This window comes from Caldisphaera sp., assembly GCF_023256325.1.
Classification (GTDB): Archaea; Thermoproteota; Thermoprotei_A; order Sulfolobales; family Acidilobaceae; genus Caldisphaera.
Genome location: NZ_JAGDXI010000015.1, coordinates 69,513 through 93,932 on the forward strand (window position 1 = coordinate 69,513; position 24,420 = coordinate 93,932).

Sequence of the window (24,420 nt, forward strand, 5' to 3'; positions counted from 1 at the left end):
TTGAAAGGATTACAAAAATATTTAAATTTCATTTGCAGATCTTACAATTTTTATCTTATTAGCATCAAAGCATAAATACACTTTATTGTTCTCTTCAAATTTATCTTCAGAAAATATATTAAAAGTTTTATCGTTAACTTTTACAGTATACAAAAAACCACGAGAAGTTAAGCCGACATCTGTTATTTTTCCTTCAAAACTATAGTCGCAACATCTATTACCACATATTTTTGCATCTTCTGGCCTAAAAACTGCATAAACTTTACCATCATAATTCAGTCCTTTTAAATCATGAAAAATATTTTCTAATATTTCAAAAGAATTGGTATCGATCATATTAGAATAACCTAAATATTCAGAAAATTCCAGCGTTTTTGGATTATTGATTATCTCTACAGGATTACCAGCTTCAATTATCTTACCTTTATACATAAAGAAAAGCTTTGTAGACAATTCAAAAGCATCCTCAATAAAATGGCTTACATGTATTATGGTTGTTGTTTTTAATTTGGTAATTTTTTTCAAGATATTTCTCAAATTCTTTTTAACGTTTGGATCTAAGTTGGAAAGAGGTTCATCTAGCAATAAAATTTTGGGTTCAATAACTAATGCCCTAGCTATTGAAATTAATTGCTGCTGACCCCCACTTAATTCTTTTGGCTTTTTATTCAAAAGATTCTCTATATTTAACATAACTGATATGTCTTTAATTCTTTTTTCTCTTTCACTTTTATTCAATTTCATTAATTTGAGGCCATATTCTATATTAGATTTTGCATCCATATTATTAAAAAGAGAGTAGCTTTGTGTAACATAACCTATTTTCCTTTTTTCTATGGGTAAGTTTGTTATATCTTTTCCATATAATATAATTTTCCCATATAAAGGCCTGTAAAACCCTAATATTGATCTGAGGAGTGTTGTTTTTCCACTCCCATTGGGACCAGCTATAACATAATATCCGTGTTCCTCTAACTCTAAATTTATTGGCCCTAATACAAAATTTTTTAGTTTTACAGTTAAATTTTGTATAGTTAGAGCTTCCAACTCTTTATCTCCTCAAGTTTAGGAACAATCTGAATAAGATAAATATGCCAATTACTATTACTAATAATGCAGCAGAAAACTTAACTGCATCTATCAGTCCTAAACCTACATAACTCTCATAGATATATACGGATGATGGATAAACAGTTGTTTTTCCAAATAAAACATAATATGCTACAATAAATAAAGCCCCTGCCTCGGATGTTGCTCTGGCCCATGTCAAAAGAGCACCATTAGCAACAGACTTCCATATATTTGGCAGAATGACATTAAAGAAAGTCCTCATTTGTGATGCCCCTAAACTCCTAGATATTAGTTCCATTTCGGGATCTATCATTTTTATTGAAGATTCTATAATTCTAATTGTGTATGTTGAAGAAAGATAAGAAACGGCAAGAGTTGCTCCTAATATTGTATCTATAACGTTAATTCCAAACCTATGTAAGAAAGGCCCTAAACCATATTGAGAAGAGAATGCCAATACTATCATTATTCCTACTACCACATGGGGTATTACTATCGGTATATCTATAATGGTCTCTATTACGCTCTTAAATTTAAATTCATATCTAGCTATTATATAGCCTAGTGGTAAACCAAATATTACTGCGAAGATTGCGGCTGTAGTAGATATAATCAAAGTAACATAGACCGCAGCCAGAAATGATTCATTTTTTAATGATGATATAATGCCTTTGCTACCTACTAATAGGAGAACAGTTATTGGATAAACAAAAAATATTAAAAATATTAAAGAAAAAATTAGAGAAAAAATAAAAAATATTTGTACCCTCTTCAAAATTTTTCACTCATGGGAATATGCTCATCAAATTGGTCTCATTAACCGGTATTACAAAGGGCTTAATTACTGATGGAACGCTTGAGTAATTTCCATAAACTATTCCTGGTACTATTGGTTGTATACCATAACTCTTTAATACCTGTTGTCCTTGAGGACTGTATAGCAATAAAATGAAGTTTATTGCAGCTTGTGGATTAGGTGCATACTTAGGAATAGTTATCGTATATACTACTGGATTACATGTAAAAGTTTTTGTTTGGCCTAGTTCTGACCAAGTCACGTTAACATTATGATAATAGTTTACGTAAGATAAGTTACCCAAATTTACTAAAGGCGGTAAAGTTATGTATGTTATATTATATCCTTCGCTTTGATAGCTCTTAGTTTGAGGTAAAGCATTAGACATATAAGCTGATAATATGAATGAAACCGAATTATTTGTTGCCATTAATGTAAGTAAATCCGTTTCAGTATTTCTCATCTGATATTTTGAAGGATTATTATAAACGGAATTATATAAATATGATGCATTATTAAAGAATGATAAGCCTGCCAGTTTTAAGACACATTGAGCTTGATACCCACTAGGATCAGTAAAGGGATTAGATACTCCAATCACTGTTGATGGATTAGATGCAATTATCGAAAATATTTCCTTCCATGTTTGGTTCCATTGGCTTGATAAAGGTTGCATATTCTGAGTTTCTTTCCATAGACTATATACCTGTTTTCCTGCTGCAGTTTGTAAATCAACAATTATTACCATTTGAGTTATTCCAAAAGCTATTTCATAGTTAGCTATATTAGGGAACAAAACTGATGGAATTGTCGTTGTATCTGCAGAAGCAACTATACTAAATTCTTTAGTTGTATTCTCGGTTTGCGCTACTTCTCCACTACCTTTAAACATTGGTGTTCCAACACCAAGTCCTGGATAATAAGTGCTAGTCAAATTAATTAATTTGCCAAACGAAAACTTTAGAGTTCCAGCAGCCCCAACCGTAAATACGCTTGTTTGTTGCGAAGTTGTAGTTGTAGGAGGTGTAGTTGTAACTGTTTTAGTAGTTTTTGGAACAACTGCATAACCTATACCGGCACCTATTACTAATCCTACTATTAATCCTACTATTAAATAAGTCCAAATATTTGCCATTTTTTATCCCTATATTTATGAAGATGTTCTTTCATAAATGATTTATTGTATCGACTATCTATATAAAAATTATTTAATTTCATTTTTTAAGTATTGCTCTATAGCCTTTCTTATAACTTCACTTCTATTACTTTTTGTTTTTAAAGTTATTTTATCCAACTTAAATAAAGTATCAGTATCTATTCTAAAACTAACTATCCTCAATTCGTCTACCTTTTTATTAAATTCGCTCATTATCTCACCGATCATAAGTATTACCTATGAAACTTTTTAGCAACCCGAGTATAAACATAACTATACAATTAATTGAAAATAATAAAATTTTACCGAAAGTATTCTAAAGAAAAGGTTAAATTTCAAACAAGCTTCTCATTTAACAATGGGCCGCCGTAGCTCAGGAGGTTAGAGCGCCGGACTCATACGGCGTTTAACCGAAATCGATAAAGCCTGAGTAATCCGGAGGTCCCGGGTTCGAATCCCGGCGGCGGCATTTTCAAAAAAAAAAAAATTAATAATAAATGTTTACTATAGATTTTAATAAAAACGGTGCATATAAACCAATAATAATTAATGCTAAGGCTGAAATAATTAAAGCAGCAGTGTAACCTTTTCCAACTGTTATCTTATTTTCACCTTTAGATAATATTTCTCTTGATGCAATAATATAATAAACCGCACTTATTCCACTGTTAATCAATGCCAACAGCACAAGCCATATACTATATCCTGAGGCAGATAAAAACAAGTAAAGTTTCCCCCAGAAACCTAATAATGGTGGTATACCTAAAAGGCTGAAAAGTAATATTGAAGCAGAAATTGCAGCTGCAGGATTTGATGAAAGCAATCCATGTAAATCACTTAATTCTCTTTTTGTCTTTCCAACAAATGCAAATAAAGGTGTTTTTGCAATGCCATATGCTATCGATTGCAACGCAACTGCAAATAGAGCTAGTCTTAAAAGACTTATTTCAGAGTTTCCTGAAAAATATGCTGCAGCAGCTATAGCCGCAAAAATATAACCAACTTGAGCCATACTGCTATAAGATAATATTACCTGGAAATCCCTTGATGTTAAAGCAGCTATATTGCCATAGACCATACTTGCCACAGATAAAAAGGCTATTAAAAGGGCTGCATAACTTGCTATGGGACTTATACCGTTTATTGAAGATGCCATAATAACTATTGATCTAGTTATTATTGCTATAAATCCTAACTTAATTATACCAGCAACAAATGATATACCCCTACCATCGCCTCTTCCATAGACACTTGGTAACCACCAATGGAATGGGAATAAACCTACCTTAAACCCTAAAGCTGCTATTAGTAACAAAACTGTTAACCCAACTATACTAAAACCTGATTTTGTTGTTGGGATTAATGATGTTAATAGAAAACTACTTGAATCTGGTCTAGGAGAAATTGCAAATGATGCTACCCAGAAAGCTAGTATCAATGTACCTATCATTCCTACCATTATATACCTAATAGAAGCCTCCTTGCTTTCTTTTCCATCTGGTAATGAAACAAACACATAGCTTGCAACAGATACTAGAAGCCATGACGCCAGTATCATTAATGCATCAGTTGCCCCTGATAAGAAGAACAAACCAAATAATACTAAAGGTATTAAGCTATATAGAGCAGGTCTGCTTGACCATTTAAGTCCATCTTTACCTACTGCAATGATGTAAATTATTGATGCTATGGATGAACCCAATAGGATTAAAGAAGTGAATGAATCTTGAATCACTAATCCATTGTAAAATATAAGTATATTTTGGAAGCTGGCATATAATGATAATAAAGATACAACAAAAAAGGTACCTATTCCAACAATTCCCATCACAACAGGCCAATCGCTTTTATCGTTTCTTATCCCTAATATAGGTGAAATTAACCCCATAGCCAATGTCAGATATAAGAAAAATTCAATAATTCCTACTTCCCACATCATTTATCACCATCCAAAGAATACAATTAATATAACGATACTTGCCATAATTATGTAAAGGGCTATCAAATAATCTGTCCTGCCTCTGAAAAATGCCCTTAATCCTTTTGATGCCAATTCTCCAGCTTTAGGTATTACATAGTGATAGAATAAATCTATAGCGGTATTGATAACTCCCATTAGCCATGATAATCCCATGAATGAGTATAAGAACAAATAGTATAGAGCTGAATTTATGAACCATCTATCGTATAAGAAAGTATGCAGTGATTTGAGAACAGAGCTCCTATCAAGCATTGCCATAAAGTTATATCTTCTTATATAAAGATAAGCTATTATTGCGAAGTCAATTACAATTAAAGTGGTTATAATAATAGTTGATGCATCAACAACTACGTTAAATGCTGGAGATGCCTGTATACCTAAAGTTTCAAATATCCCTATTTCCAATCCTTTACCTGTATAGAACCATAATATACCTAAAACGAGGGCTGCTAAAGCTAATATTGTATATGGAGCAAGCATTAATATAGGAGCTTCATGCAAATGATGTTCTTTTGATTCTTGATATGGTGGGGAATGGAATACTCTTATGATTAGCCTAGATATGTAGGCAGCTGTGAAAAATACTGCTAAAACCGCAAATATGTAAATTCCTAAATATCCTGTCTTTGCAACATTTTCTAACACTAATTCTTTTGCAAAGAAACCACTAAACGGAGGTATTGCTGCTAAGCTTAGACCAGCTAACCACATAGATATCGTTGTCACTTTCATATATTTTGAGAAATTACCCATATAATCGATAAATCTGCTATCAGTTGCATGCAATGCATATCCAGCTATTAAAAATAAAGCTGCTTTAAATATTGCATGAGCTAAAAGCATTGCTATACCAGCTAATTCAGCATCCGCCATAGCTGTATAATTATGAGTTACAACAAATAGTCCTCCTGCCGCAACAGCTAATATCATATAACCTAAGTATTCGGCAGTTGAATATGCTAATATTAATTTAAATTCATTGCTTACTATGGCCATAGTTGCCATAATAAATACTGTCGTGACTGCTAATCCTGCTACAATGTAAAAATATTCCTGTGTTTGCGATACTGCTAAAGAACTTGCAGCTATTGCTCCTATAAAGAATATAGGGGCAAAACGCAATATATAGTAAACACCTGCCTTAACCATTGTTGCAGCATGTATTAATGCAGAAACAGGTGTTGGACCTGTCATAGCTGTTACTAACCACTCGTGGAATGGGAATTGTGCGCTCTTTGCTAATGCGCCTAGCGTAAATATAAGCAAAAAAGCAGTTAACATTCCTTTAGATGCTAAGAGACCCATCCAAGTTCCTGCAGTAGAGGCTATAGTAGGGATACTAAAGCTATTTGCAATGAAAAATAATGAAGTAAATCCCACTAGAAAGCCTACATCTCCAACTCTCGTAAATAGAATAGCTCTTATACCGCTAGTGCTTGGTTCAAAATACATTGGTAATCCTAACGCTTTTCTTCCTGGAACCCCTACCCAATATTCTTCCTCATCAGTATACCAATGGCCTATTAGAGCATAGCTTGCAAGACCTGTTCCTTCCCATCCTATAAACATTAATATCATATTGCTTGCAGTTACAAGCAATAGCATGCTACCTACAAAGAATGATATAAAGAAGAAATATCTTTGAACTCCCCAATCTTTCTTCATATATTCTACGCTATACACGGCTATTAAAAAGCTAAGCCATGAAACTATTGTAGACATTATAGCCCCAAGACCATCTAAATATGTGCCCACTTTAATTTTAAGTAAACTTACCCAATACGTTGAAGTCTCAGCAACTATTATCTCATGTTTTATCAAAACATCATACAATGCTACAGAAGATACTATTGACGATATAAATATGCTTAAGACGCTTATTATGTTATATACTTTTTCATTTCTCACATTGAATAGCCATAATAAGGCTAAAATACCTGCACCTATAAAAGGAGACAACCATATTGAACTCCATTCAAACCAATTTGAATATACAGTAATCATTTATAATCACCTACCCAAAGATGATATTATAAAAGTTATTACTGATGTATTTAGACTTGATATAAGAGGATTTATGACTAAGAAAAACACAAAACCAAATATAGCAACTCCTAATATAGATAATTTAAATACATCGATTTTTTCGCTTCCTTCTATTTTACTTCTAGAATGTCCATAGAATATTCTTCTCATCATTATAAATGAATATGCACCAGTTAATGTTAGAGAAACTATAAGCAAAGCAGTAAAACCTATAAGAGAAGCTAGATTTCTAAGCATATAAGATTGGACTAATCCCATAACAACTAATATTTCACTCCACATGCCAACACTTGGCGGTAATCCTGTTAAATTCATAAATCCAAACAAAGCGAGAGCTGCAGTTAAAGGATATTTCTTAGCAAGCCCTCCCATTTTAGTTATATCCCTAAGATTTTTAAGTTCTGTAATAAAGACACCTGCTGACATGAATAATATTGCCTTACCGATTGCGTGAGATAAATATATAAGCATTGCTCCAATAATGCCATATGATGTTAAAGTTGCTAATCCTAATAACATATAACCCATCTGGCTAATGCTTGAATATGCTAAAAATCTCTTAAAATCTTTTTGTCTTAAAGCAACTAATCCTCCATAAATTATTGTTACAAATGCAAGGGTTAACAAATATGGTCTCCAAGTTAACATAGTTGTTGGGAAAAATTGGAAAACAAATCTAGCAATAGCGTATCCCGCAAGTCCTATCAGGTTTGGTGATAACAAAGCAGAAATAGGCGTTGGTGCTTCTGCATGAGCATATGGTAACCACATATGAACTCCAAATACTGCCATCTTAACAAAGAGACCTATAAGCATTAAGAGTGCTATAATTGTTGTTGCACCACCTAATATTGCTTCTTCTGAACCTATAGGTGTTAAGGAGCCATTTAATAATGTCATATAGTTAAAAGATCCTACAAGATATCCAAAGTACAAAATCCCGGTTAATAACAATACTGCTCCTATATGAGTCCAAACAAAATAAAGCAATGATATCTTTTTCCTATCGCCATAACCATAGTATGCAATTAATAAAAATGACGAAATTAATGTACCTTCTAAAAATATGTAAAATTCAATTAAGTTGCTTGAATATGCTATTCCAAGCATTGTAACTGCAAATATATTATATAAAAATGCATAAACGCCCAAATTAGGAACCTTTTCATTTTCTTCTTTCATTTCTTCGATCCTTTTAGTCATATATTTGATGCCATAAAATGAAACAAAAGCTGTAACTATAGATATCCCAATCACTATAGGAGCTGATAGACCATCTATGCCGAGATAAAAGGTTCCAATTCTATATGATACTAGGTTTATATAAATAGGGTCGACTATACTTTTAGATATTTCACCAGATGCGTAATAAGATAATACTAACGCTAGTGGGACTAATAATACAAATCCTGACAAGTATATTAAAGCTTTAACTGCACTTTCATATTTACCTAGAAGCCACGCCAATACGCCAAGTAATATAGGTAGCAAAATAGTTAACCACAAAGCGGGAAATGATAACAACACTATCAAACACCCCCTTCTTCAAGATCTTCAGAGCTAACTGACTTAGATTCCCTCATATATGCAACCAAAATAGAAACAACTACTATAACTTCTGCCGAAACGACACTTATTATAACTATACCAAAATAAGTTGCTATTATGGCATTAAATGATAATAAAGACAAAACTAAAACTAATAACCCATTAAATATAACCTCTATAGATAGCAGTTGCCTAAACAAACTTCTTGATGATGTAACGCCATAAGCTCCAATTCCAATTATTATGGCAGATATTACCATAACTATTGCTCCAGTTAACTGATCTATAATTATCATTCTTTTTCACCCCTTCTTGCTATGCTTATAGCTTCAACCAATGTAGCAGCTTGAGCTATTATTATTAATGCTATTACTGGCAAGTAATGTGATAAAAGGCCAGAAGCGGCTTGTGTAACTGAAACATATTCTGGATATGAATATAAATTATAGAGTTTTCCAGCTAATACTATTATGCCTATTGTAACAGCTATAGAAGAAGCAGCTGCAAAGCCTAAAAAAGGTTCTTTAGATTCTCTTCCCCTAACTCCTACCATTGAAATAGCAATTATTATAAACATAACAGCTGCCCCCACATAAACTAAGACTAGATATGCTGATACTATTCCAAATCCTAAAAGCGCTATCAGTGCAGCTATCAGAGAAGCTAAAACTGCTAACATTGAGCTTGCATAAACCAAGTCTTTAACTTTTATAACATAATATGCTGCTATTATAGCTGCAACCCCTAATAATAACGCGAACAAAGGTAAAGATAGTATGGGGTTCATTGATTAACACCTCCTTTATTAACTGATTTTGGTTCTGGATTGTTTGTTTGTTGTTTTGTGCTTTCTTGTTGTTTTGTTTGTTCTACAGGTTGTGAAATCTCTTTTTTCTCTTCTTCCTGTTTAATTTTTACTAAACCTCTTTTCTCATCAAACACATATCTAACTGGTATGCCCTCTTTTGCTGAAACATTTTCTGGTTCTTTTTGGAAATCCTCTAAAGATAATATCATATCTTGCATGTTCATATACACTAAATCATGATATGGAACATGATACAAAGCTTCTGTCGGGCATACATCTACACAATAACCACAAAATATACATCTATTATAATTTATAACAGGGAATTTTTTGACCATTTCCTTCTTTAACCTTTTATCAAAAACTTTAACAGATAACATTTTCATTGCTCTTGCTGGACATATCCTAGCACATGAAGAACAACTAATACATTTGTCTTGAATTAAAACTATAAAGCCTCTATAACCTTGTCTTAATTTTATATACTCATGAGGGTATAACAAGGTAATCCTATTTGGATCCAAAAAATACTTCAAACCTATAGCCAAAGCTCCTATGTTACCTACAAAAACCCTACCTAATGGATTCTTTTTGGGATTCCTCTTTAATGCAACTTTTGCTGGCATTTATTTCACCTCATATTATACCAAAATATGCCTCAGCTAAGCCTAAACCAAATGCGGCTAAAGTTAAAGGTATTAGGATTTCCCACGCGATTCCTAAAGCCTGATCAACTCTATACCTTCCATAAACGCTTCTCAAGAAACTCATTATTGCCATAACTATTAATGCTTTTATCGATACGATAAGACTTGGTATAAAGTAACCAGTAATTATACCAGGCACTGGCTTATATGGCGCCCAACCTCCTAAAAATACTAAAGCTATCAAGATGCTAAAGACCCATCTTTTTATGTAACCTCCTCCCATATTAAGCCCGTATAATAGCCCCGTATATTCAGTATATGGGCCAGCAACTAATTCACTTTCTGAATCAGGTATTTCAAATGGAAATCCACTAGTAGACATCAATACTGCTATAAAAACAGCCAATAAAGCTATTGGGTTTAATAGACCTAACCATTTTCCAGACATCTGTATATTTACTATATTAACTATATTAAAAGATTGGGTCATAGCTGCAGCTGACAAAAAGCCTAAAACCGCAATTAATTCATAAGCTGTTATTATAAAAGATTCTCTTATTCCTCCAACAACAGCAAATTTATTATTACTTGCCCATGACATTAAAACTACAAACAGTGGAGATAAAGTGCTCAAAGCAACTGCTATTAATAAGCTATAATCAGGCGGTATTGGGAAATAAGTTCTAATTGATGTTAAAGGAACTGCTTCCAATGGCAACAATGCAAGAATTATCATGATTATTGGTGACAATATGTAAGGCAAAACATCTACAGTCTCAGGAATAATAATTTCTTGCAATGCATACCTAGTTAGATCAGCTACTAGCTGTATTGCCCCTCCAATCCTTGGTGCGATTTCCCTTGGCCCATATCTCATTTGCACAAAAGCTGCAGCTTTTCTTTCAAACCATATTATAAATAAAGCAACTAATAGAGCCGCAATTAATCCAGGTATTATTAAAAATTGATATATTGGAGGGTAAAATATTATATCATCAACTATTATCCTATAAACCAAATACCATGTAATCATAAAGATCACCTATCCCATTCAGGCGGGAAATAATCAAAGCTACCATATATAGCTGGTAAGTCCATTAATCTATGGCCGGGCATTAAATATTTGAATGCTATTACATTCCTAAATGAAGGCGATACAACTCTTACCCTATATGGAACATCTTTACCATCGCTTTCTACATAATAAACCATTTCTCCTCTTCCTGCTTCGACTCTTGCGAACGCTTTTCCTGGAGGAACCTTAAGAGATGCAAACAGCGGCATTAATTTTACCCTATATTTACCGGCATAATCTATTTGACCTGTATAAACATCTTTATATAACTTAGGAGCCGTCTTCCAGAATTTCTCGTGCATAAAATTTTCTCTAGGATGCTTCTCAAGCCAGTCAACCACCTTATCAATTATGTTTAAGCTTTGCCTAATTTCTTCTACTCTTGCCCATGCCCTTGCTAAAGAATCTCCTTCTTCAAATACAGGTATTTCGAATTCTAATTCTCCATATGCCTCGTATGGCTCGTTAAGTCTTACATCATATCTTACACCGCTAGCCCTTAAATTAGGACCAACAATGCCTAATTCAGTAGCTAAATTCTTTGACATCACTCCGACATTTTCTAACCTACTTCTAATATTTGGATTGTTTAAGAAAATCTTTGCATATTCATTAAGTCTGTTCCTCATATATCTAGTTGCTTTCCTTGCTCCTTCCGGAAAATCATCTGGTATATCTCTCCTAACACCACCAAATACAGGATATGAATGAGTTAACCTAGCTCCAGACATCTGCTCTGCTAAATCTATGAAAACCTCTCTATCTCCGAACGCCCACATATAAAGAGTAGAATGCCCTAAAAATACTCCAAATATACCCATACCATATAAATGGCTAGCTATTCTGTTTATTTCACAGAGTAATGTTCTCAAATATCTTGCTCTTTCGGGAGGTTCTGTGCCTAACAGCTTTTCCACAGCCTCAACGTATGGAAGAGTTATATTGCATGCATCTAATATTGCCATCCTCTCAAACAAAGGAATATTCTTTATCCAATCTCTTCCTTCTGCTAACTTTTCCATTGTTCTATGAACAAAGCCTATATCAGGGTCTACTCTTACCATTATATCTCCATCAACTTCTACTATAATTCTCATATGTCCTGATCCAGGATGCGCAGGTCCTATATACACTTCATAGGTATTTTTGGACAACTCACTTACTTCCATACCAGGTAAATGAGGGACTACACTACCTGAAGTACTTGATTCCATAATTTCACCACCATTTATTTGTGTTGTATGCTACATAGTCTACCTCTATATCATCGCTCTCCTCTTTAACAACGTAATCTTTTCTTAATGGTTTCAATGCTGCTATTACTGGAGTTAATAGCAATAAACGTAAATCTGGATGATCATCAAATGTTATTCCAAAGAATTCATAGACTTCTCTTTCTTGGAATTCTGCGCTCACCCATATTCTAGATAGGCTTGGTAAATGAGGATTATCTCTATTAATTATAGTTGACAATCCTATAATATACTTAGATAGTTCCTCATTTAAATAACTTGATATATGATATGTTATTTTAAATTGTTTCTTTGCAATATAGTCAATAGCTGTGACAGATTTTACATGATCAAAACCAGAATCCTTTAATTTCTTAGCAGATTCGACTAGTTTCTCTGTTGGTACTAATACATCTAAATAACCTTTGTTTTGTTCAATGCTAATAACATTATCTTTTAATACATTTTTAAGTAAATCTTGTATTGAGATCAACTTTTTCACCTCTCCAACCACATAAATCTTCCTTAGGTATAATATTTTTCATATCTTCACGCTTTGCTTCTTTTATCCAATTAGCTGCTATAGATTTATTTCTTAGCAATTTTTGCAATTCTACAATAGCCCTAGATACTGCTTCTGGTCTTGGCGGACAACCTGGTATATAAACATCGATAGGTATCACTTGCCATGGTCTAACTATGTTATAACTATTATAGAATATTCCTCCATCAAGTGAACAAGCTCCCATAGCAATAGCAAACTTTGGATAAGGCATTTGATCCCATGTAATCCTAACAGAACAAGCCATTTTCTTTGTAACGGTTCCTTCCACTATAATTAAGTTAGTTTGCCTTGGTGAAACCCATGGAAGTGATCCATATCTTTCGTTATCAAATCTAGGTCCCCATGCAGCCCCTATTTCACAGCCGCAACAACTAGTCATTAAGTGAACAGGCCATAGACTAAAGGCGTTAGCCCAATCAACCATCTTCCCAATAGTCCCTTTTAAAAGAGCATTCTTGGCCATTTCAGCTGCTGTATCTAAATCTCCTATAAAAAACCTACCTTTTTCCTCTCCATTTCCTTTCTCTTCATTTTTACTCATATCTACAAATCACCTCAATCCAAAATCCATTTTCTAATTTTCTTAGCCTCATATGCAGCATATGCCAACAAAGGGGCAAATACTAAAACTAATACTAAATATAATAGAAGGGCATGAAATATTAGTGTTTTAGGAACAATAGTTATAAATGTTAGAAGCACAACAGCCGGTTCCATGGCTAAAAACATAACTAAATAACCAAAATATTGAAATGAAACTTTCCCTTTACCTACTCCTTTTGGTGGGTTGGCAGATTCAAATGGTAATTTTTTATATGGCTCTGTTTTTTCTACATCTTCACTAGCCTTTAATAGCCATTTCAAAAGATATATTACTGCAACTAATAATAGGAAAACTACTATTGGTACTATTACCATCGAATTCGCAGTTATTACAAATGTATTATAGGCTATTGACAAATTAAATTCACCCTTCACGTATCAAATAAGTATTAGGAGTTTTATTTATTTTTTTACCTTTGTATTGTATAGTTATTTCTAATAAATATTTTTATACCGGTTTTGATAAACTAAACTATTAATTACTTCTTAAGGAATGCATTTATAACTTTATCATTAATCTAAAGCTTTCAAATTTTATTTTTAATTAAAATAGTTAAGAATCCTTGCTAACATTATTGTCAAAAAAGATAAATAATCTCTACTTATACAATAACAAGGTTATGCAATACCAAGAAGCTGTATAGAATACGAATAAAAAACTAGAATATAATCCATAATGGGTTAAATCCTTAGATCCTATAGGAGTCTTCATTTGATTATAAAATGGGAAATAGAAAATATTTTATGTCATCGAAGTAAAACCTTTAAATCTACACAAACGTAAAAATAAAAGGAAGAGCTATAACAAAAACTATGGGGAGAAAATTGGTAGAAAGAGTTCCACCTGAAGCTGAGGCAAAATATAATAAATATTTGCAGTTAAGAGACTCATATAATGTTATAGTCCAAGAAAGAATGAATGCCGAGTCATCATTAGGAGAAATTGAAAAGGTATTAGAGAAATTAAAAGTATTGGGGCCTGATGCCGAACTGTATAAAATGACCGGTTTTGTTTTAGTAAAAAGCAAGAAAGAGGATTTGGAAAAAGAACTTGAAACCAAGAAAGAGGATTTGGAACTAAGAATAAAAGCACTTAAAAATCAAGAATCAATGGTAAAGGAACAAATAGATAAAATTGCAGTAGAATTAAAACAATTGTTATCAGGTATCGGAGGTCCTGTAACTAAAGGAGGAATTGGAGGGGCAGGAAGTTAAAAATAGGTAATTATTTTGATAAAAACTAATTCACAAAATTTTTTATTAGATTTTATTCAAGAGATAAGTAATGATAAAATAGGTATTTCTTTTCATTCTAACGCGGACCTAGACGCCATAGCTTCTTCTTTAATCGCATATCAAATATGTAAGAAATATAATAGTAATTGCTGTATTGATATAAAACCTGGAATAGCTAAAGAATCAAAACTAGCATTAAAAGAATTAAACATTGATATTAATGAATGCAACTCAGATTATGACAAATTAATTATTTTAGATACAGCCGGCTTAGAGCAAATATTAGATATTGTTTCGAAGCCAAAAAAAGGAATTTTAATATTAATAGACCATCACTCAGAAGGGCAATTGTATAAGAATTCAAAATTACACTATATTGACGATGAAGCATCCTCTACTACAGAATTAGTCGTTACTTTTTCAAAAGAATTAAATTTACCATTAGATGAAAAAATTTCAAACTTAGCCATATTAGGTATAATATTTGATAGCAACAAATTAGAAAGAGCCAGGAAAAATACTTTTGAATCTTTAGCTTTTTTAACAGAACATGGAGACTATAAAAAATCAATATTTATTTATCACAACATTATAAAATATTTCGAAGAAGATTTATCAATTAGGATAGCAAAACTTAAAGGCCTTTCTAGGCTATTAATAGGAAAAGTATGCAAAGATTTGATAATTGCCTTAACAGAAATAGGATCCTATGAATCCTTAGTATCAAATAGTGTAATTCAAAGCGGCGCTGATGTTGTTTTTGTTATAAAAAATAAAGAAAGTGAAAACAACAGAATTTCTATAAGATTATCTGATAGAGCTTTGTTGAAGGGATTAGACGCATCTTATATAGCTAAGTTATTAGGAGAAAAATTTCATGGAGAAGGAGGAGGTCACAAAGGTGCATCAATAGTTTCTTTACGGGAAAGCGAAAATATTGAAAAGGAAAAATTTTTCAGTTATTTAGTAAATCTTATAAATAGTATGTGCAACAAAAGTGAAATTAAAAATGGAAACAAAGAAATATAGGATTTATGCCGATTCTAGAGAAGAAACATCTGGTGTGCCTAAATTATTGGAATCGATGGGAATTATGGTAATTAGAAGGCAACTAGAAGAAGGAGACTATATGATTCCTGAAGGAATAATTATAGAAAGAAAAAGTGCTCCAGATTTTGTGAAATCTCTATTCGATGGAAGGCTATTTGAGCAGGCTAAAAGAATGTCAGCAAAATATCAAAATATAATATATATCGTTGAAGGAGATTTTAGAAGATCATTACTTTATTATAAAAACAGAGAAAAACAAATTCAATCTGCTTTGGTTACATTAATAATAGAATTTAACGTTAAAGTTCTTTGGAGTTTAGATCAATTATCCACTGCAGAATATATCGAATCCATTATTAGGAAATCATTTGTAAACAAAGAAAATAATGAAGTAGTTGTGCATAAAAAACCAAAGTTAGATGAAAGTAGGCAATGGCAACTTTACATTTTGCAATCTTTTCCGGGAATAGGAGAAAAAAATGCTGAAAAAATATTAGATCATTTTGGCTCTTTAGAAAAATTCTTTAACTCAAGCCTTTCTGAATTAGCAAGCATAATAGGAGAAAAAAAAGCATCAAAAATTAAAGAAATTATAAAGGTACCATATAAAAAAGGGTCTAAAGGGTTTAGCTCATTAGAAAATTACTATGACAATAAAGGCTGATATTTTGAGTCCGTTTGAATATACATCTAAGTGGTTCGTATTTAAAGCGTATGGACATGAAAATGTTAGAGCAACCCATAGGTCTACAATAGAAATAACCAAAGATAATTTTTTAACAACAAGAGGGGATTGCATAATAGGAATAAGGTCTGAAGCGTCTACAAAAGACTTTCCACAATGGTTAGTTGAAGACATAAAAAATGGAAGCAAAATATTTGTTGTATTTTGCACAAATAACTATTGTGATAGCTTAATAGGCTATGGAGATAAGGACCTTATACTTTCACACGAAAACAAAATTATATTCAGAAAGAGCAATTATATAGAACCCGCAACTGCTTTAATAAGAAGCAATAAAGCAGCTATAGATCTAAGTAGAAAGTTAATTGATGACATTAAAAAAAGCGGAGAATTTACAATTATGATAACAAGCCTTAAAATTTAAAAAAAGTTATATTACCCATATATTAATCTTTAATTGGAAAAAGCGAGGGTAAAATTTGAGCAAAAAATACCAAGAATTAAAGAAGACTAATGCTTCCCAAATCCTATCAATCATTAGTAAATTGATAATTCAAATAGAAAATACTTATGATGATGAATATAACCTTTTTGATGCAAAAGTAGAAAAAGATATCTTAGATTTAAGATCATTACTTAAAAAAATTAGCGGAAATATAATAGAATTAAAGATTAATACTCCATGGGAGTTCGAAGATTATTCTACTGAAATTGATGGTAAAGAGATTTTAATTAAAAAAGATCCAAATATTAAGGATTATATTAGCATAAAAGACGTTTATAATTTTATTCCATATATTCCATTTAAAACAGATTTGGATATAATAAAACCTTTTACAAAGAAAACTAGCTTAACTAATATAGAATTTTTATTTATGTATGATAACAATGGATATTTATCAATATTAGAGGGAGAATTGCTTAAAGTAAAAATACCTTTTATAAGAGTAGTTTTTAATATGCATACACATCCTGAAGGACATTGCGGATTTTCTGTTCCAGATATAAATAGCGGACTTGATTTATTATCTGAAGGTGGGCTAGCGACTTCTGTTGTTACAGATACTTGTGCTATTGTAATGCATAGACAAGGTCTAATAACAGAAAACGATTATATAAAAATTAAATCGAGAAAATATGAAAATGAAATTTTTGACTCAATAAAATTTATGAAAATTATTTACTAAGGTCCTAATAGATCTTCAAGTTTTGGAGGCTTAGGTGGTAGTCCCTTTCTATCCCTTATTTTCTTTATTAAATCTTCAAGTATTGAATCTGGTACTGGAGCCCATCTGCTAAATTCTGTTCCCCAAAAAGCTTTTCCAGCAGTAGATCCTCTTAATTCCTGTGATATATCAAAGCTTTCTGCAACAGGTATTTCAGCACTTACTGAAACTTGCATACCTACTTGTTTTACATCTAAAACCTTTCCTCTTTTCTTAGTTATTATTGCTGTTACTGGGCTCAAATAATCCATTGGAACTTTTATATCTAATTTCTGAATAGGCTCGAGAAGTGTTGGCTTTGATGTTAACATAGCAGCCCATATAGCATTTCTTACAGCAGGATATATTTGTCCAGGACCTCTATGGACAGGATCTTCATGTATTTCTGCATCGTGAAGTAACACTTTAAGTCCTCTAACAGGCTCTGCAGCCAATGGGCCTTCTTTAACAGCAATTCTGAAGCCTCCTAATATGGTATCCTTCACTTCTTTAAGGTATTGCACACCTGATGTTGCATCAATAAAGATGTTTATATTCTCATCTATAGTCCATATCTTTCTTGCCTCATCATAATCCCAACCTGCTTTATCTCTTAATATTTTAGCTCTATCTTTGGGATCTTGATCTTCATTAACCAAACCTTTATGTATAAGCTCTATAGTCTCTTCATTTAAAGGTTCAACGCTTATATAGAACCTATTATGTTTGTTAGGGCTCTTTCCTTCAAATGTTTCACTTTTTTGCTTAACGGACTCTCTATAAACAACTATAGGTGGACTTGCTTTTACCTCTACTCCATATAATTCTTTTAGCATCCACATAGCTATTTCTAGGTGAAGCTGCCCCATACCAGAAATTAAGTATTCTCCAGTTTCCTCATTTATCTTAACTACAAGGTTTGGATCTTCGAGAGTAAGCTTCTTTAAAGCATCTATCATTTTTGGTAAATCTTGTAACTTTGCAGGCTCTATAGCAGATGTTACAACAGGTTCACTTATGTAATGAAGCTGTTCAAAAGGTGCTGCTTGAGATTTATATGACAACTCAACTAAAGTTTCTCCTGACTTAAGGCCTTCTATACCCATTAGAGCTCCTACATTACCAGCAGGTATTTTGTTTGTTAATTCTCTAAATGGACCCATATATAAGCTTACCTGTAATATTCTTCCACTACGATCGCTTGAAACAATATAAACCTCTTTTCCTGGTTCCAAGGTTCCTGAAAAGACTCTACCTGTAGCAACAATACCTGCTTTCTCTACTTTTATTGCATTAGCATAAAATACCAATGGCCCATTCGGGTCAGCTTCCATCATAGCCTTACCTAAATCAGTATCAAGATTTCCTTTCCATATTTTAGGAATTCTGTATTTTTGAGCTTCTCTAGGATTAGGTATAAATTTAACAGCCATATTTAATAATGCATCCCATATAGGAGCTTTCTTAAACAGCTCGACTACTTTATCTTTATTATTTGATGAATATGCATCTATTATTTGCTGAAATGTTATGCCCTTTTTTGCCGCATCAGGTACAGTTAAAGCCCATTTATCTTTTGCACTCCCAAAAGCTACATTACCTTCTGCTGGATTAATTTTCCACTTATTCCTGAACTCTGGCTCAGCATACATATCTATTAAATTGTTAACATCTTTTATTATCTCTACAAACCTTTCTTGGATTTGTTGGGGGCCAAATTTTAATTCCTTTATCAATCTGTCTACCTTATTAATATATAAGACAGGCTTTACTCTCTCTTCCAATGCCTGTCTTAATACTGTTTCTGTCTGAGTCATAACTCCTTCTGCCGAATCAACGACTACTATTCCTCCATCTAGGACTCTAAGGCTTCTCGTAACCATACCAGTAAAATCAACATGTCCAGGGGTATCGATTAGATTAATAACGTAGGGTTTTCCATTAAATTCATGATAAAGGCTTGCATTAGCTGCCTTAACAGTCATTTCTCTTTCTTTTTCTACATTCAAATAGTCTAGAAGCAATGCATCGCCAGCTACTCTTTCGGATATAATTCCGGCTCCTGCTAACAACGTATCGCTAGTTGTAGTTTTTCCATGATCTACATGAGCAATAACACCTATATTTCTAACCTGTTCTATATTTGACATTATTTTTTCTATTTCTGATATGACTTTTACTCTAGCACCCATTTTTTTCACCTACTTCTTTTTAATTAAGAACTAATTAAGGGTTAAAAAATAATATTATTTTCATTTTGATTAAGCTTATTCTTTCTAAATTTTAAGAATTTTTATCAATTTGAAATATCCTAAAATTAACTTATAATATAATTCGCCATTAAAAATAATAACTCTAAGGAATTGTTTTGAATATTTCATTAAAAATGATGTTACTTAATTATACAAAATAATTTAAAATATTAAAATAAAAATTCCCATTTACTTTTAAGAAACATTGAGCTAGTTAATTTGAGTATTAGACAATTTAAAACCATTTTGTCCAATCAATGGTACAAAAATTACACCTATATCATATCTAATATTTATTTGACCCAAGTCGTCCTTTTTTAAAACGGTTAATTTTTGTTCTTCAATAGATCCAATTGGCATAACAGCTATCCCGTTATTTTTTAATTGATCATAAACAAAGTTAGGTATCTTGGGAGAGGCAGCTGTTATTAATATCTTATCATAAGGTTTTTCTTTTTCATAACCTATAGATCCATCTCCTACAATAAGTTTAACGTTTTTGTGTAAACCTAGTTTCTCTAGGTTTTTATATGCAGTCTCGGATAACTCTTTAATTCTTTCAATTGATATTACTAAACCTTTTTCTTTAACTATATATGATAATATCGCTGTCTGATATCCAGAACCAGTCCCAATTTCTAATATTTTATCACCTTCCTTTAATTCCAACAGCTCTGTCATATAAGCGACTATACTTGGAGCACTTATTGTTTGCCCATACCCAATTGGTAAAGGTTTATCTTCATATGACTCATTAATATATTTTGGTGGAACAAAAATTGATCTATCTACATTACTAATAGCCTCTTCGACTATTTTAGTTTTTATAAAACCGGCATCTTTTAAATAATTAATTAACCTAATTTTTTGTTGATAAATATAGTTGTCTGACATTATTTCACCTTAATTCAATTCTTTTTAATCTAATTAATATATTAATTAACCTAAAATAATAACCTTATATTATTCTTCGTTAAATTTTTTAAAGGATAATCCAGAACTTTCAAGCATTTTACTTACCATAAAATATGGGATTCTTTCAAGCATAGATTTTTGACTTGAATCAGGAAATTCACTTATTGAATTTGAAGCTTCAAAGACTATATCATTTAACATATTCATTCCATTTTTTACTACATCATCACCTCTATCTTTGATTGCATACTTTTGCATAATCCATTTTTCAAATAACACTTCACCCGGATCGAGCTTTTCTTTTTTTCCTATTAAATATGAATAATAATCACTTATATCATCTGCTAATTGATATGCTATACCTAACTTATCTCCATAAAATTCTGCATTATCTAATACTGTTGAGTTCTTAGCGGCAATTGCTCCTAAAACTGTTGATAAACTAAATAATGATGCTGTTTTTAATTTAACAACATTTAAATATTCCGAAGGTAACAATTTTATTGAAGCATACGCATCCATAATTTCTCCTCTTACCATAGATTCCCATGATTTAATACTGTATTTTATAGCATCGAATCCATATTTTTCTATCACTCTTTGAGCTACTGGAACTAAAAGGAGAGCCGTTAAAGCAGTCTTTCCAATACCATATACAATCCAACTAGATAATTTTCCTCTCCTATTAACATCGTTATCAACTATATCATCTATTGCTAAGCTAGCTGCATGTACCATTTCAATAGCTACTGCAGCATCTGAGGCGAATTCAATATTAGATCCAAGAGACTCTGCAAAAAGAATCGTTAAAAACCCTCTAAACATTTTGCCTCCTGTTACCAAATATTTTGGTATCCCTTCTATTCCTAAATTCTCCATAGTCTTTGCTGCATCATATATTTTTGGTTGAAGATATTCTCTTACCTTTTCCCATTTTTCAAGTATTAAATTGTCTATGTCTTCATAGGAGATTTCTTTATTCAACCTTTGCACACCACTTCTTCCATTACTCATATCTTATTTAGGGGTTATTAATATGTATTCTTACTACCTTTTTTCACAAACATTTAAGAATGCTTAAATATTCTATACATTAAGAATCTTGCTAAGCAATATATTTAAATAAATATTTAATAAAATTTCTTTGGATCTGTCGCATATAATATCCCTACTATAATAGGCATTTTCTTAAAATTTACATTCTCAAAATAATTTCTTGCCAGCATTATAAACTCTTTTGGCGAATACATATAATTAATAGTTTTATGCAAATTAGGGTATAATAGAGCTTCTTTACCGCATCCCATAAGAAGACCTGATATAACTGATAATATGTTAAATTGAAAAAACGATATTATTTTTTCTAGTGCTGATTCAGGCCTGTACAGGTCTAATATAATTAATTTACCTTTTCTTTTCAAGACTCTAGAAAATTCGCGTAAAGCTTTATTATAATTCCTTGCATCTCTAAAAGAAAACATAGCTACTATTGCATCTGCAGAAGAATCTTTAATAGGAATATCCTCAAACATACCATTAATTGCATTTATGTCTCCTATATTATCTTTAGCCATTTTAATCATAGCAAATGATGGATCCATTGCAATTATTTGAGAATAATTATGAATAACTCTAATATATTTTGTTGAAGTCCCAGGACCACTTCCTGCATCTATAATAACATTTGAGCCCTTAGCCAACATAGTTGCAATTATTCTAAGTTTTTTTAATGTAAAAAGACTCATCAATATATTTACCTTTTCATAGCATCCCTTTTTAGAATAATTTTCTATTTCAGATACTATATTCTTCCAAAAATCTTCTTCCAATCCTTTACTCTTAATTTCTAATTCATTGCTATTTTTCATCCCTAACTCCATTGATTTTATTATAATAACTAATTTTATAGTTTATTTAAAAAATGAAATTAAAAATAAAGAAAAAATTAATTATCTTTTGGGTCAGAAACCTTTACAGGAGCTATTGAACGGGCTGTTTTCTCCAAATCTAATCCCAATAAGTTCTTGTTTCCAGTTTCGAATCCTTTGTAATACCAAACTAACGTTCCACCGACTCCTATTAATGCTATTATAAACATTGAAGCGGCACCTATTGCAAATGGTAAAGGTATTAATATCAATAGACCTGCTATTATAGCTGAAGAAACCCAAACTACAAATCTTACCAAAGAAACGTATAGACCTCTTCTGTTAGTTGGGAATAATTCAGGTTCTAACAAAGCTCTAGATGCCCATGTTAATTCTACCGGAACCATAAGTAACGTGAACATTGACAATATAGCAAATGATGACTTTGTTACACTACCAACTACCCACAATAATGCCCAAAACACAGCTAACATACCATAAGACATTAATGAGAAGACTTTTCTACTTACTTTAGATGTAACTAACAGGCCTGCAACTACTCCTACTATAGTCATAGTGAAGCCTCCTATCAAAGGAACATATGCTGCTACATTGCTGAAATATGCAAATGATGCACCATATGTTATGTAAACAAATGCAACGTCCTGAACAATTCCTATAAGGATTAATGTTAAGAACCTAAGGCCTAGACCTGCATTTGGATTTACTGTTTCGGTTGTATTATCTATTTTCTTCCATGCATCTTCTACATTACTTTGCTTTTTAACTGCCCTCCAAGGTAACGTCTCTGATGCCTTTAACCATGCCAATATCAATCCGATTGTTGGTGCTACATACATGAGGATTAAAGCGAGCTCATAATTAGCAGAAGCTGCAATAGCACTATTTATTCCGAATATGAGCAATGGAACATATGCTAAAGCTACTCCCAGATTTCCAAAATTTGGTCCTATAACAAGCAATTTACTTCTGTATTGAGAATTAACGCTTTCTGATATCATGGCTAATACAGGGCTTTCTAAGCCTATAGCTGCCATCCCAACTATTGCTATGGATACCAAAAGCGTTATTGTTCTTGCAACACCAGAAACGAAATTAAGCCATACTGGTAAATATAATATCATACCTAGTAGGACCAAGCCTGACGATAAAATAAACGCAAGCTTTCTTCCTAGCGCATCAGCAATGTATCCAGCTAATAAGGCGCCAATTCCTCCGAACAAATATGGTAATGTAAATCCAAGCCATGCCAGATTTGATGGTATAACTTCAGTTAGTGCAGATAATGGACCATAACTTTCTGCTAATCCGAACACTATCATACCTAAAGATAATGCGACGAAAGCTGCCCATGGAAATCCTATAGATGATTTTTCAGCCAAATACGTCACCGAATCTAGTCGATTTGACCAGCAGTTATAAATTATTAACAAAATTTATTATAAAATTTTACTTGATTAAATAAAATGCAGTTTATTATAGCACCTAAAGATACCTTTATTGAACTGAACTTTTTTTAACCTAGAAAGTTAGGTTTTTAAATAAATTTAACAGTATATGAGCGCATACTTCATTTCACTTAAGGAATCTTAAAAGAATTTTCAAACAATAAAAACGGAAAAATTTAGACATTAGTTACATTCCTTTATAGATCATATTC

General features: G+C 32.1%; 25 protein-coding genes and 1 tRNA gene. 6 read left to right on the forward strand and 20 right to left on the reverse strand.

Going from position 1 to position 24,420, the window contains the following annotated elements; all coding sequences use genetic code 11:
- Window positions 1–21: 21 nt before the first annotated feature.
- The 4 genes from Q0C16_RS02235 to Q0C16_RS02250 form a co-directional block, all read right to left on the reverse strand.
- The gene (locus tag Q0C16_RS02235; protein WP_292319411.1) at window positions 22–1,047 is read right to left on the reverse strand and encodes an ATP-binding cassette domain-containing protein; all 1,026 of its coding nucleotides are present in this window, start codon (window positions 1,045–1,047) and stop codon (window positions 22–24) included.
- Between the two features lie 4 nt (window positions 1,048–1,051).
- Entirely contained in the window at window positions 1,052–1,846 is a 795-nt protein-coding gene (locus Q0C16_RS02240; RefSeq protein ID WP_292319412.1) for an ABC transporter permease, read from the reverse strand.
- Between the two features lie 10 nt (window positions 1,847–1,856).
- Window positions 1,857–3,002 carry a substrate-binding domain-containing protein gene (locus Q0C16_RS02245; RefSeq protein WP_292319413.1) on the reverse strand — a complete coding sequence of 382 codons (1,146 nt, stop codon included), beginning with the start codon at window positions 3,000–3,002 and terminating at the stop codon, window positions 1,857–1,859.
- 69 nt (window positions 3,003–3,071) lie between these two features.
- Entirely contained in the window at window positions 3,072–3,236 is a 165-nt protein-coding gene (locus Q0C16_RS02250; protein ID WP_292319414.1) for a ribbon-helix-helix protein, CopG family, read from the reverse strand.
- 149 nt (window positions 3,237–3,385) lie between these two features.
- Between Q0C16_RS02250 and Q0C16_RS02255 the strand changes: the two genes are divergently transcribed.
- Window positions 3,386–3,492 (forward strand) — tRNA-Met (locus tag Q0C16_RS02255).
- Window positions 3,493–3,510: 18 nt separating this feature from the next.
- On the opposite strand, the gene nuoN is transcribed toward Q0C16_RS02255, so the two are convergent.
- From nuoN to ndhC, 11 genes are read right to left on the reverse strand one after another with little or no spacing between them, the layout of a single operon-like run.
- Window positions 3,511–4,959, reverse strand: coding sequence for an NADH-quinone oxidoreductase subunit NuoN (gene nuoN, locus Q0C16_RS02260; protein ID WP_292319415.1), 1,449 nt, complete (start codon window positions 4,957–4,959; stop codon window positions 3,511–3,513).
- Between the two features lie 6 nt (window positions 4,960–4,965).
- A complete protein-coding gene (locus Q0C16_RS02265; RefSeq protein WP_292319416.1) occupies window positions 4,966–7,008 on the reverse strand; it encodes an NADH-quinone oxidoreductase subunit L in 2,043 nt (680 codons plus the stop codon).
- Between the two features lie 6 nt (window positions 7,009–7,014).
- Window positions 7,015–8,577 carry a NuoM family protein gene (locus Q0C16_RS02270; RefSeq protein ID WP_292319417.1) on the reverse strand — a complete coding sequence of 521 codons (1,563 nt, stop codon included), beginning with the start codon at window positions 8,575–8,577 and terminating at the stop codon, window positions 7,015–7,017.
- A 2-nt stretch (window positions 8,578–8,579) separates the two neighbouring features.
- Entirely contained in the window at window positions 8,580–8,894 is a 315-nt protein-coding gene (locus Q0C16_RS02275) for an NADH-quinone oxidoreductase subunit K (protein WP_292319418.1), read from the reverse strand.
- Entirely contained in the window at window positions 8,891–9,385 is a 495-nt protein-coding gene (locus Q0C16_RS02280; RefSeq protein ID WP_292319419.1) for an NADH-quinone oxidoreductase subunit J, read from the reverse strand. Before Q0C16_RS02280 ends, Q0C16_RS02275 begins: the two co-directional genes overlap by 4 nt.
- Complete coding sequence (gene nuoI, locus Q0C16_RS02285; RefSeq protein WP_292319420.1) at window positions 9,382–10,032, reverse strand: NADH-quinone oxidoreductase subunit NuoI; 651 nt, start codon at window positions 10,030–10,032, stop codon at window positions 9,382–9,384. The genes Q0C16_RS02280 and nuoI overlap by 4 nt, the downstream gene beginning before the upstream one ends.
- 10 nt (window positions 10,033–10,042) lie before the next feature.
- Window positions 10,043–11,086: an NADH-quinone oxidoreductase subunit NuoH gene (gene nuoH / locus Q0C16_RS02290; RefSeq protein ID WP_292319421.1), complete on the reverse strand. Its 1,044-nt coding sequence runs from the start codon at window positions 11,084–11,086 to the stop codon at window positions 10,043–10,045.
- Between the two features lie 5 nt (window positions 11,087–11,091).
- Complete coding sequence (locus tag Q0C16_RS02295; protein ID WP_292319422.1) at window positions 11,092–12,342, reverse strand: NADH-quinone oxidoreductase subunit D; 1,251 nt, start codon at window positions 12,340–12,342, stop codon at window positions 11,092–11,094.
- Between the two features lie 4 nt (window positions 12,343–12,346).
- The gene (locus Q0C16_RS02300; protein ID WP_292319423.1) at window positions 12,347–12,862 is read right to left on the reverse strand and encodes an NADH-quinone oxidoreductase subunit C; all 516 of its coding nucleotides are present in this window, start codon (window positions 12,860–12,862) and stop codon (window positions 12,347–12,349) included.
- Window positions 12,828–13,466, reverse strand: a complete 639-nt coding sequence (locus tag Q0C16_RS02305; protein WP_292319424.1) for an NADH-quinone oxidoreductase subunit NuoB — start codon at window positions 13,464–13,466, stop codon at window positions 12,828–12,830. Before Q0C16_RS02305 ends, Q0C16_RS02300 begins: the two co-directional genes overlap by 35 nt.
- Window positions 13,467–13,480: 14 nt before the next feature.
- Complete coding sequence (gene ndhC / locus Q0C16_RS02310; protein WP_292319425.1) at window positions 13,481–13,885, reverse strand: NADH-quinone oxidoreductase subunit A; 405 nt, start codon at window positions 13,883–13,885, stop codon at window positions 13,481–13,483.
- A gap of 468 nt (window positions 13,886–14,353) precedes the next feature.
- Here ndhC and Q0C16_RS02315 point away from each other — a divergent pair, with 468 nt between their 5' ends.
- Genes Q0C16_RS02315 through Q0C16_RS02335 form a run of 5 tightly spaced genes read left to right on the forward strand, consistent with a single transcriptional unit; the run spans window position 14,354 to window position 17,686 of the window.
- Complete coding sequence (locus Q0C16_RS02315) at window positions 14,354–14,743, forward strand: prefoldin subunit beta (RefSeq protein WP_292319426.1); 390 nt, start codon at window positions 14,354–14,356, stop codon at window positions 14,741–14,743.
- A 15-nt stretch (window positions 14,744–14,758) separates the two neighbouring features.
- Window positions 14,759–15,793 carry a DHH family phosphoesterase gene (locus Q0C16_RS02320; RefSeq protein WP_292319427.1) on the forward strand — a complete coding sequence of 345 codons (1,035 nt, stop codon included), beginning with the start codon at window positions 14,759–14,761 and terminating at the stop codon, window positions 15,791–15,793.
- On the forward strand, window positions 15,774–16,478 hold the full coding sequence (locus Q0C16_RS02325) for an ERCC4 domain-containing protein (RefSeq protein ID WP_292319428.1): 705 nt from the start codon (window positions 15,774–15,776) through the stop codon (window positions 16,476–16,478). Before Q0C16_RS02320 ends, Q0C16_RS02325 begins: the two co-directional genes overlap by 20 nt.
- Window positions 16,462–16,923, forward strand: coding sequence for a DUF371 domain-containing protein (locus Q0C16_RS02330; protein ID WP_292319429.1), 462 nt, complete (start codon window positions 16,462–16,464; stop codon window positions 16,921–16,923). The genes Q0C16_RS02325 and Q0C16_RS02330 overlap by 17 nt, the downstream gene beginning before the upstream one ends.
- A 55-nt stretch (window positions 16,924–16,978) precedes the next feature.
- Window positions 16,979–17,686, forward strand: a complete 708-nt coding sequence (locus Q0C16_RS02335) for a hypothetical protein (protein WP_292319430.1) — start codon at window positions 16,979–16,981, stop codon at window positions 17,684–17,686.
- Here Q0C16_RS02335 and Q0C16_RS02340 read toward each other — a convergent pair.
- The 5 genes from Q0C16_RS02340 to Q0C16_RS02360 form a co-directional block, all read right to left on the reverse strand.
- Window positions 17,683–19,896, reverse strand: coding sequence for an elongation factor EF-2 (locus Q0C16_RS02340; protein WP_292319431.1), 2,214 nt, complete (start codon window positions 19,894–19,896; stop codon window positions 17,683–17,685). The two genes, Q0C16_RS02335 and Q0C16_RS02340, sit on opposite strands and share 4 nt — an antisense overlap.
- Window positions 19,897–20,166: 270 nt before the next feature.
- Window positions 20,167–20,850 carry a protein-L-isoaspartate(D-aspartate) O-methyltransferase gene (locus Q0C16_RS02345; RefSeq protein WP_292319432.1) on the reverse strand — a complete coding sequence of 228 codons (684 nt, stop codon included), beginning with the start codon at window positions 20,848–20,850 and terminating at the stop codon, window positions 20,167–20,169.
- Window positions 20,851–20,919: 69 nt separating this feature from the next.
- The gene (locus Q0C16_RS02350; protein ID WP_292319433.1) at window positions 20,920–21,855 is read right to left on the reverse strand and encodes a polyprenyl synthetase family protein; all 936 of its coding nucleotides are present in this window, start codon (window positions 21,853–21,855) and stop codon (window positions 20,920–20,922) included.
- A 146-nt stretch (window positions 21,856–22,001) separates the two neighbouring features.
- The gene (locus tag Q0C16_RS02355) at window positions 22,002–22,739 is read right to left on the reverse strand and encodes a methyltransferase domain-containing protein (RefSeq protein WP_292319434.1); all 738 of its coding nucleotides are present in this window, start codon (window positions 22,737–22,739) and stop codon (window positions 22,002–22,004) included.
- A 77-nt stretch (window positions 22,740–22,816) separates the two neighbouring features.
- Window positions 22,817–24,142 carry an MFS transporter gene (locus Q0C16_RS02360; RefSeq protein ID WP_292319435.1) on the reverse strand — a complete coding sequence of 442 codons (1,326 nt, stop codon included), beginning with the start codon at window positions 24,140–24,142 and terminating at the stop codon, window positions 22,817–22,819.
- Window positions 24,143–24,420 lie beyond the last annotated feature (278 nt).

Coding starts and splice junctions, on each gene's coding strand:
- Q0C16_RS02265 (WP_292319416.1), bottom strand. CDS start 7,008: ATGATTACTGTATATTCAAATTGGTTTGAATGGAGTTCAATATGGTTG.
- Q0C16_RS02275 (WP_292319418.1), bottom strand. CDS start 8,894: ATGATAATTATAGATCAGTTAACTGGAGCAATAGTTATGGTAATATCT.
- nuoH (WP_292319421.1), bottom strand. CDS start 11,086: ATGATTACATGGTATTTGGTTTATAGGATAATAGTTGATGATATAATA.
- nuoN (WP_292319415.1), bottom strand. CDS start 4,959: ATGTGGGAAGTAGGAATTATTGAATTTTTCTTATATCTGACATTGGCT.
- Q0C16_RS02330 (WP_292319429.1), top strand. CDS start 16,462: ATGACAATAAAGGCTGATATTTTGAGTCCGTTTGAATATACATCTAAG.
- Q0C16_RS02250 (WP_292319414.1), bottom strand. CDS start 3,236: ATGAGCGAATTTAATAAAAAGGTAGACGAATTGAGGATAGTTAGTTTT.
- Q0C16_RS02340 (WP_292319431.1), bottom strand. CDS start 19,896: ATGGGTGCTAGAGTAAAAGTCATATCAGAAATAGAAAAAATAATGTCA.
- Q0C16_RS02245 (WP_292319413.1), bottom strand. CDS start 3,002: ATGGCAAATATTTGGACTTATTTAATAGTAGGATTAATAGTAGGATTA.
- Q0C16_RS02325 (WP_292319428.1), top strand. CDS start 15,774: ATGGAAACAAAGAAATATAGGATTTATGCCGATTCTAGAGAAGAAACA.
- Q0C16_RS02280 (WP_292319419.1), bottom strand. CDS start 9,385: ATGAACCCCATACTATCTTTACCTTTGTTCGCGTTATTATTAGGGGTT.
- Q0C16_RS02295 (WP_292319422.1), bottom strand. CDS start 12,342: ATGGAATCAAGTACTTCAGGTAGTGTAGTCCCTCATTTACCTGGTATG.
- Q0C16_RS02345 (WP_292319432.1), bottom strand. CDS start 20,850: ATGTCAGACAACTATATTTATCAACAAAAAATTAGGTTAATTAATTAT.
- Q0C16_RS02305 (WP_292319424.1), bottom strand. CDS start 13,466: ATGAGTAAAAATGAAGAGAAAGGAAATGGAGAGGAAAAAGGTAGGTTT.
- nuoI (WP_292319420.1), bottom strand. CDS start 10,032: ATGCCAGCAAAAGTTGCATTAAAGAGGAATCCCAAAAAGAATCCATTA.
- Q0C16_RS02355 (WP_292319434.1), bottom strand. CDS start 22,739: ATGAAAAATAGCAATGAATTAGAAATTAAGAGTAAAGGATTGGAAGAA.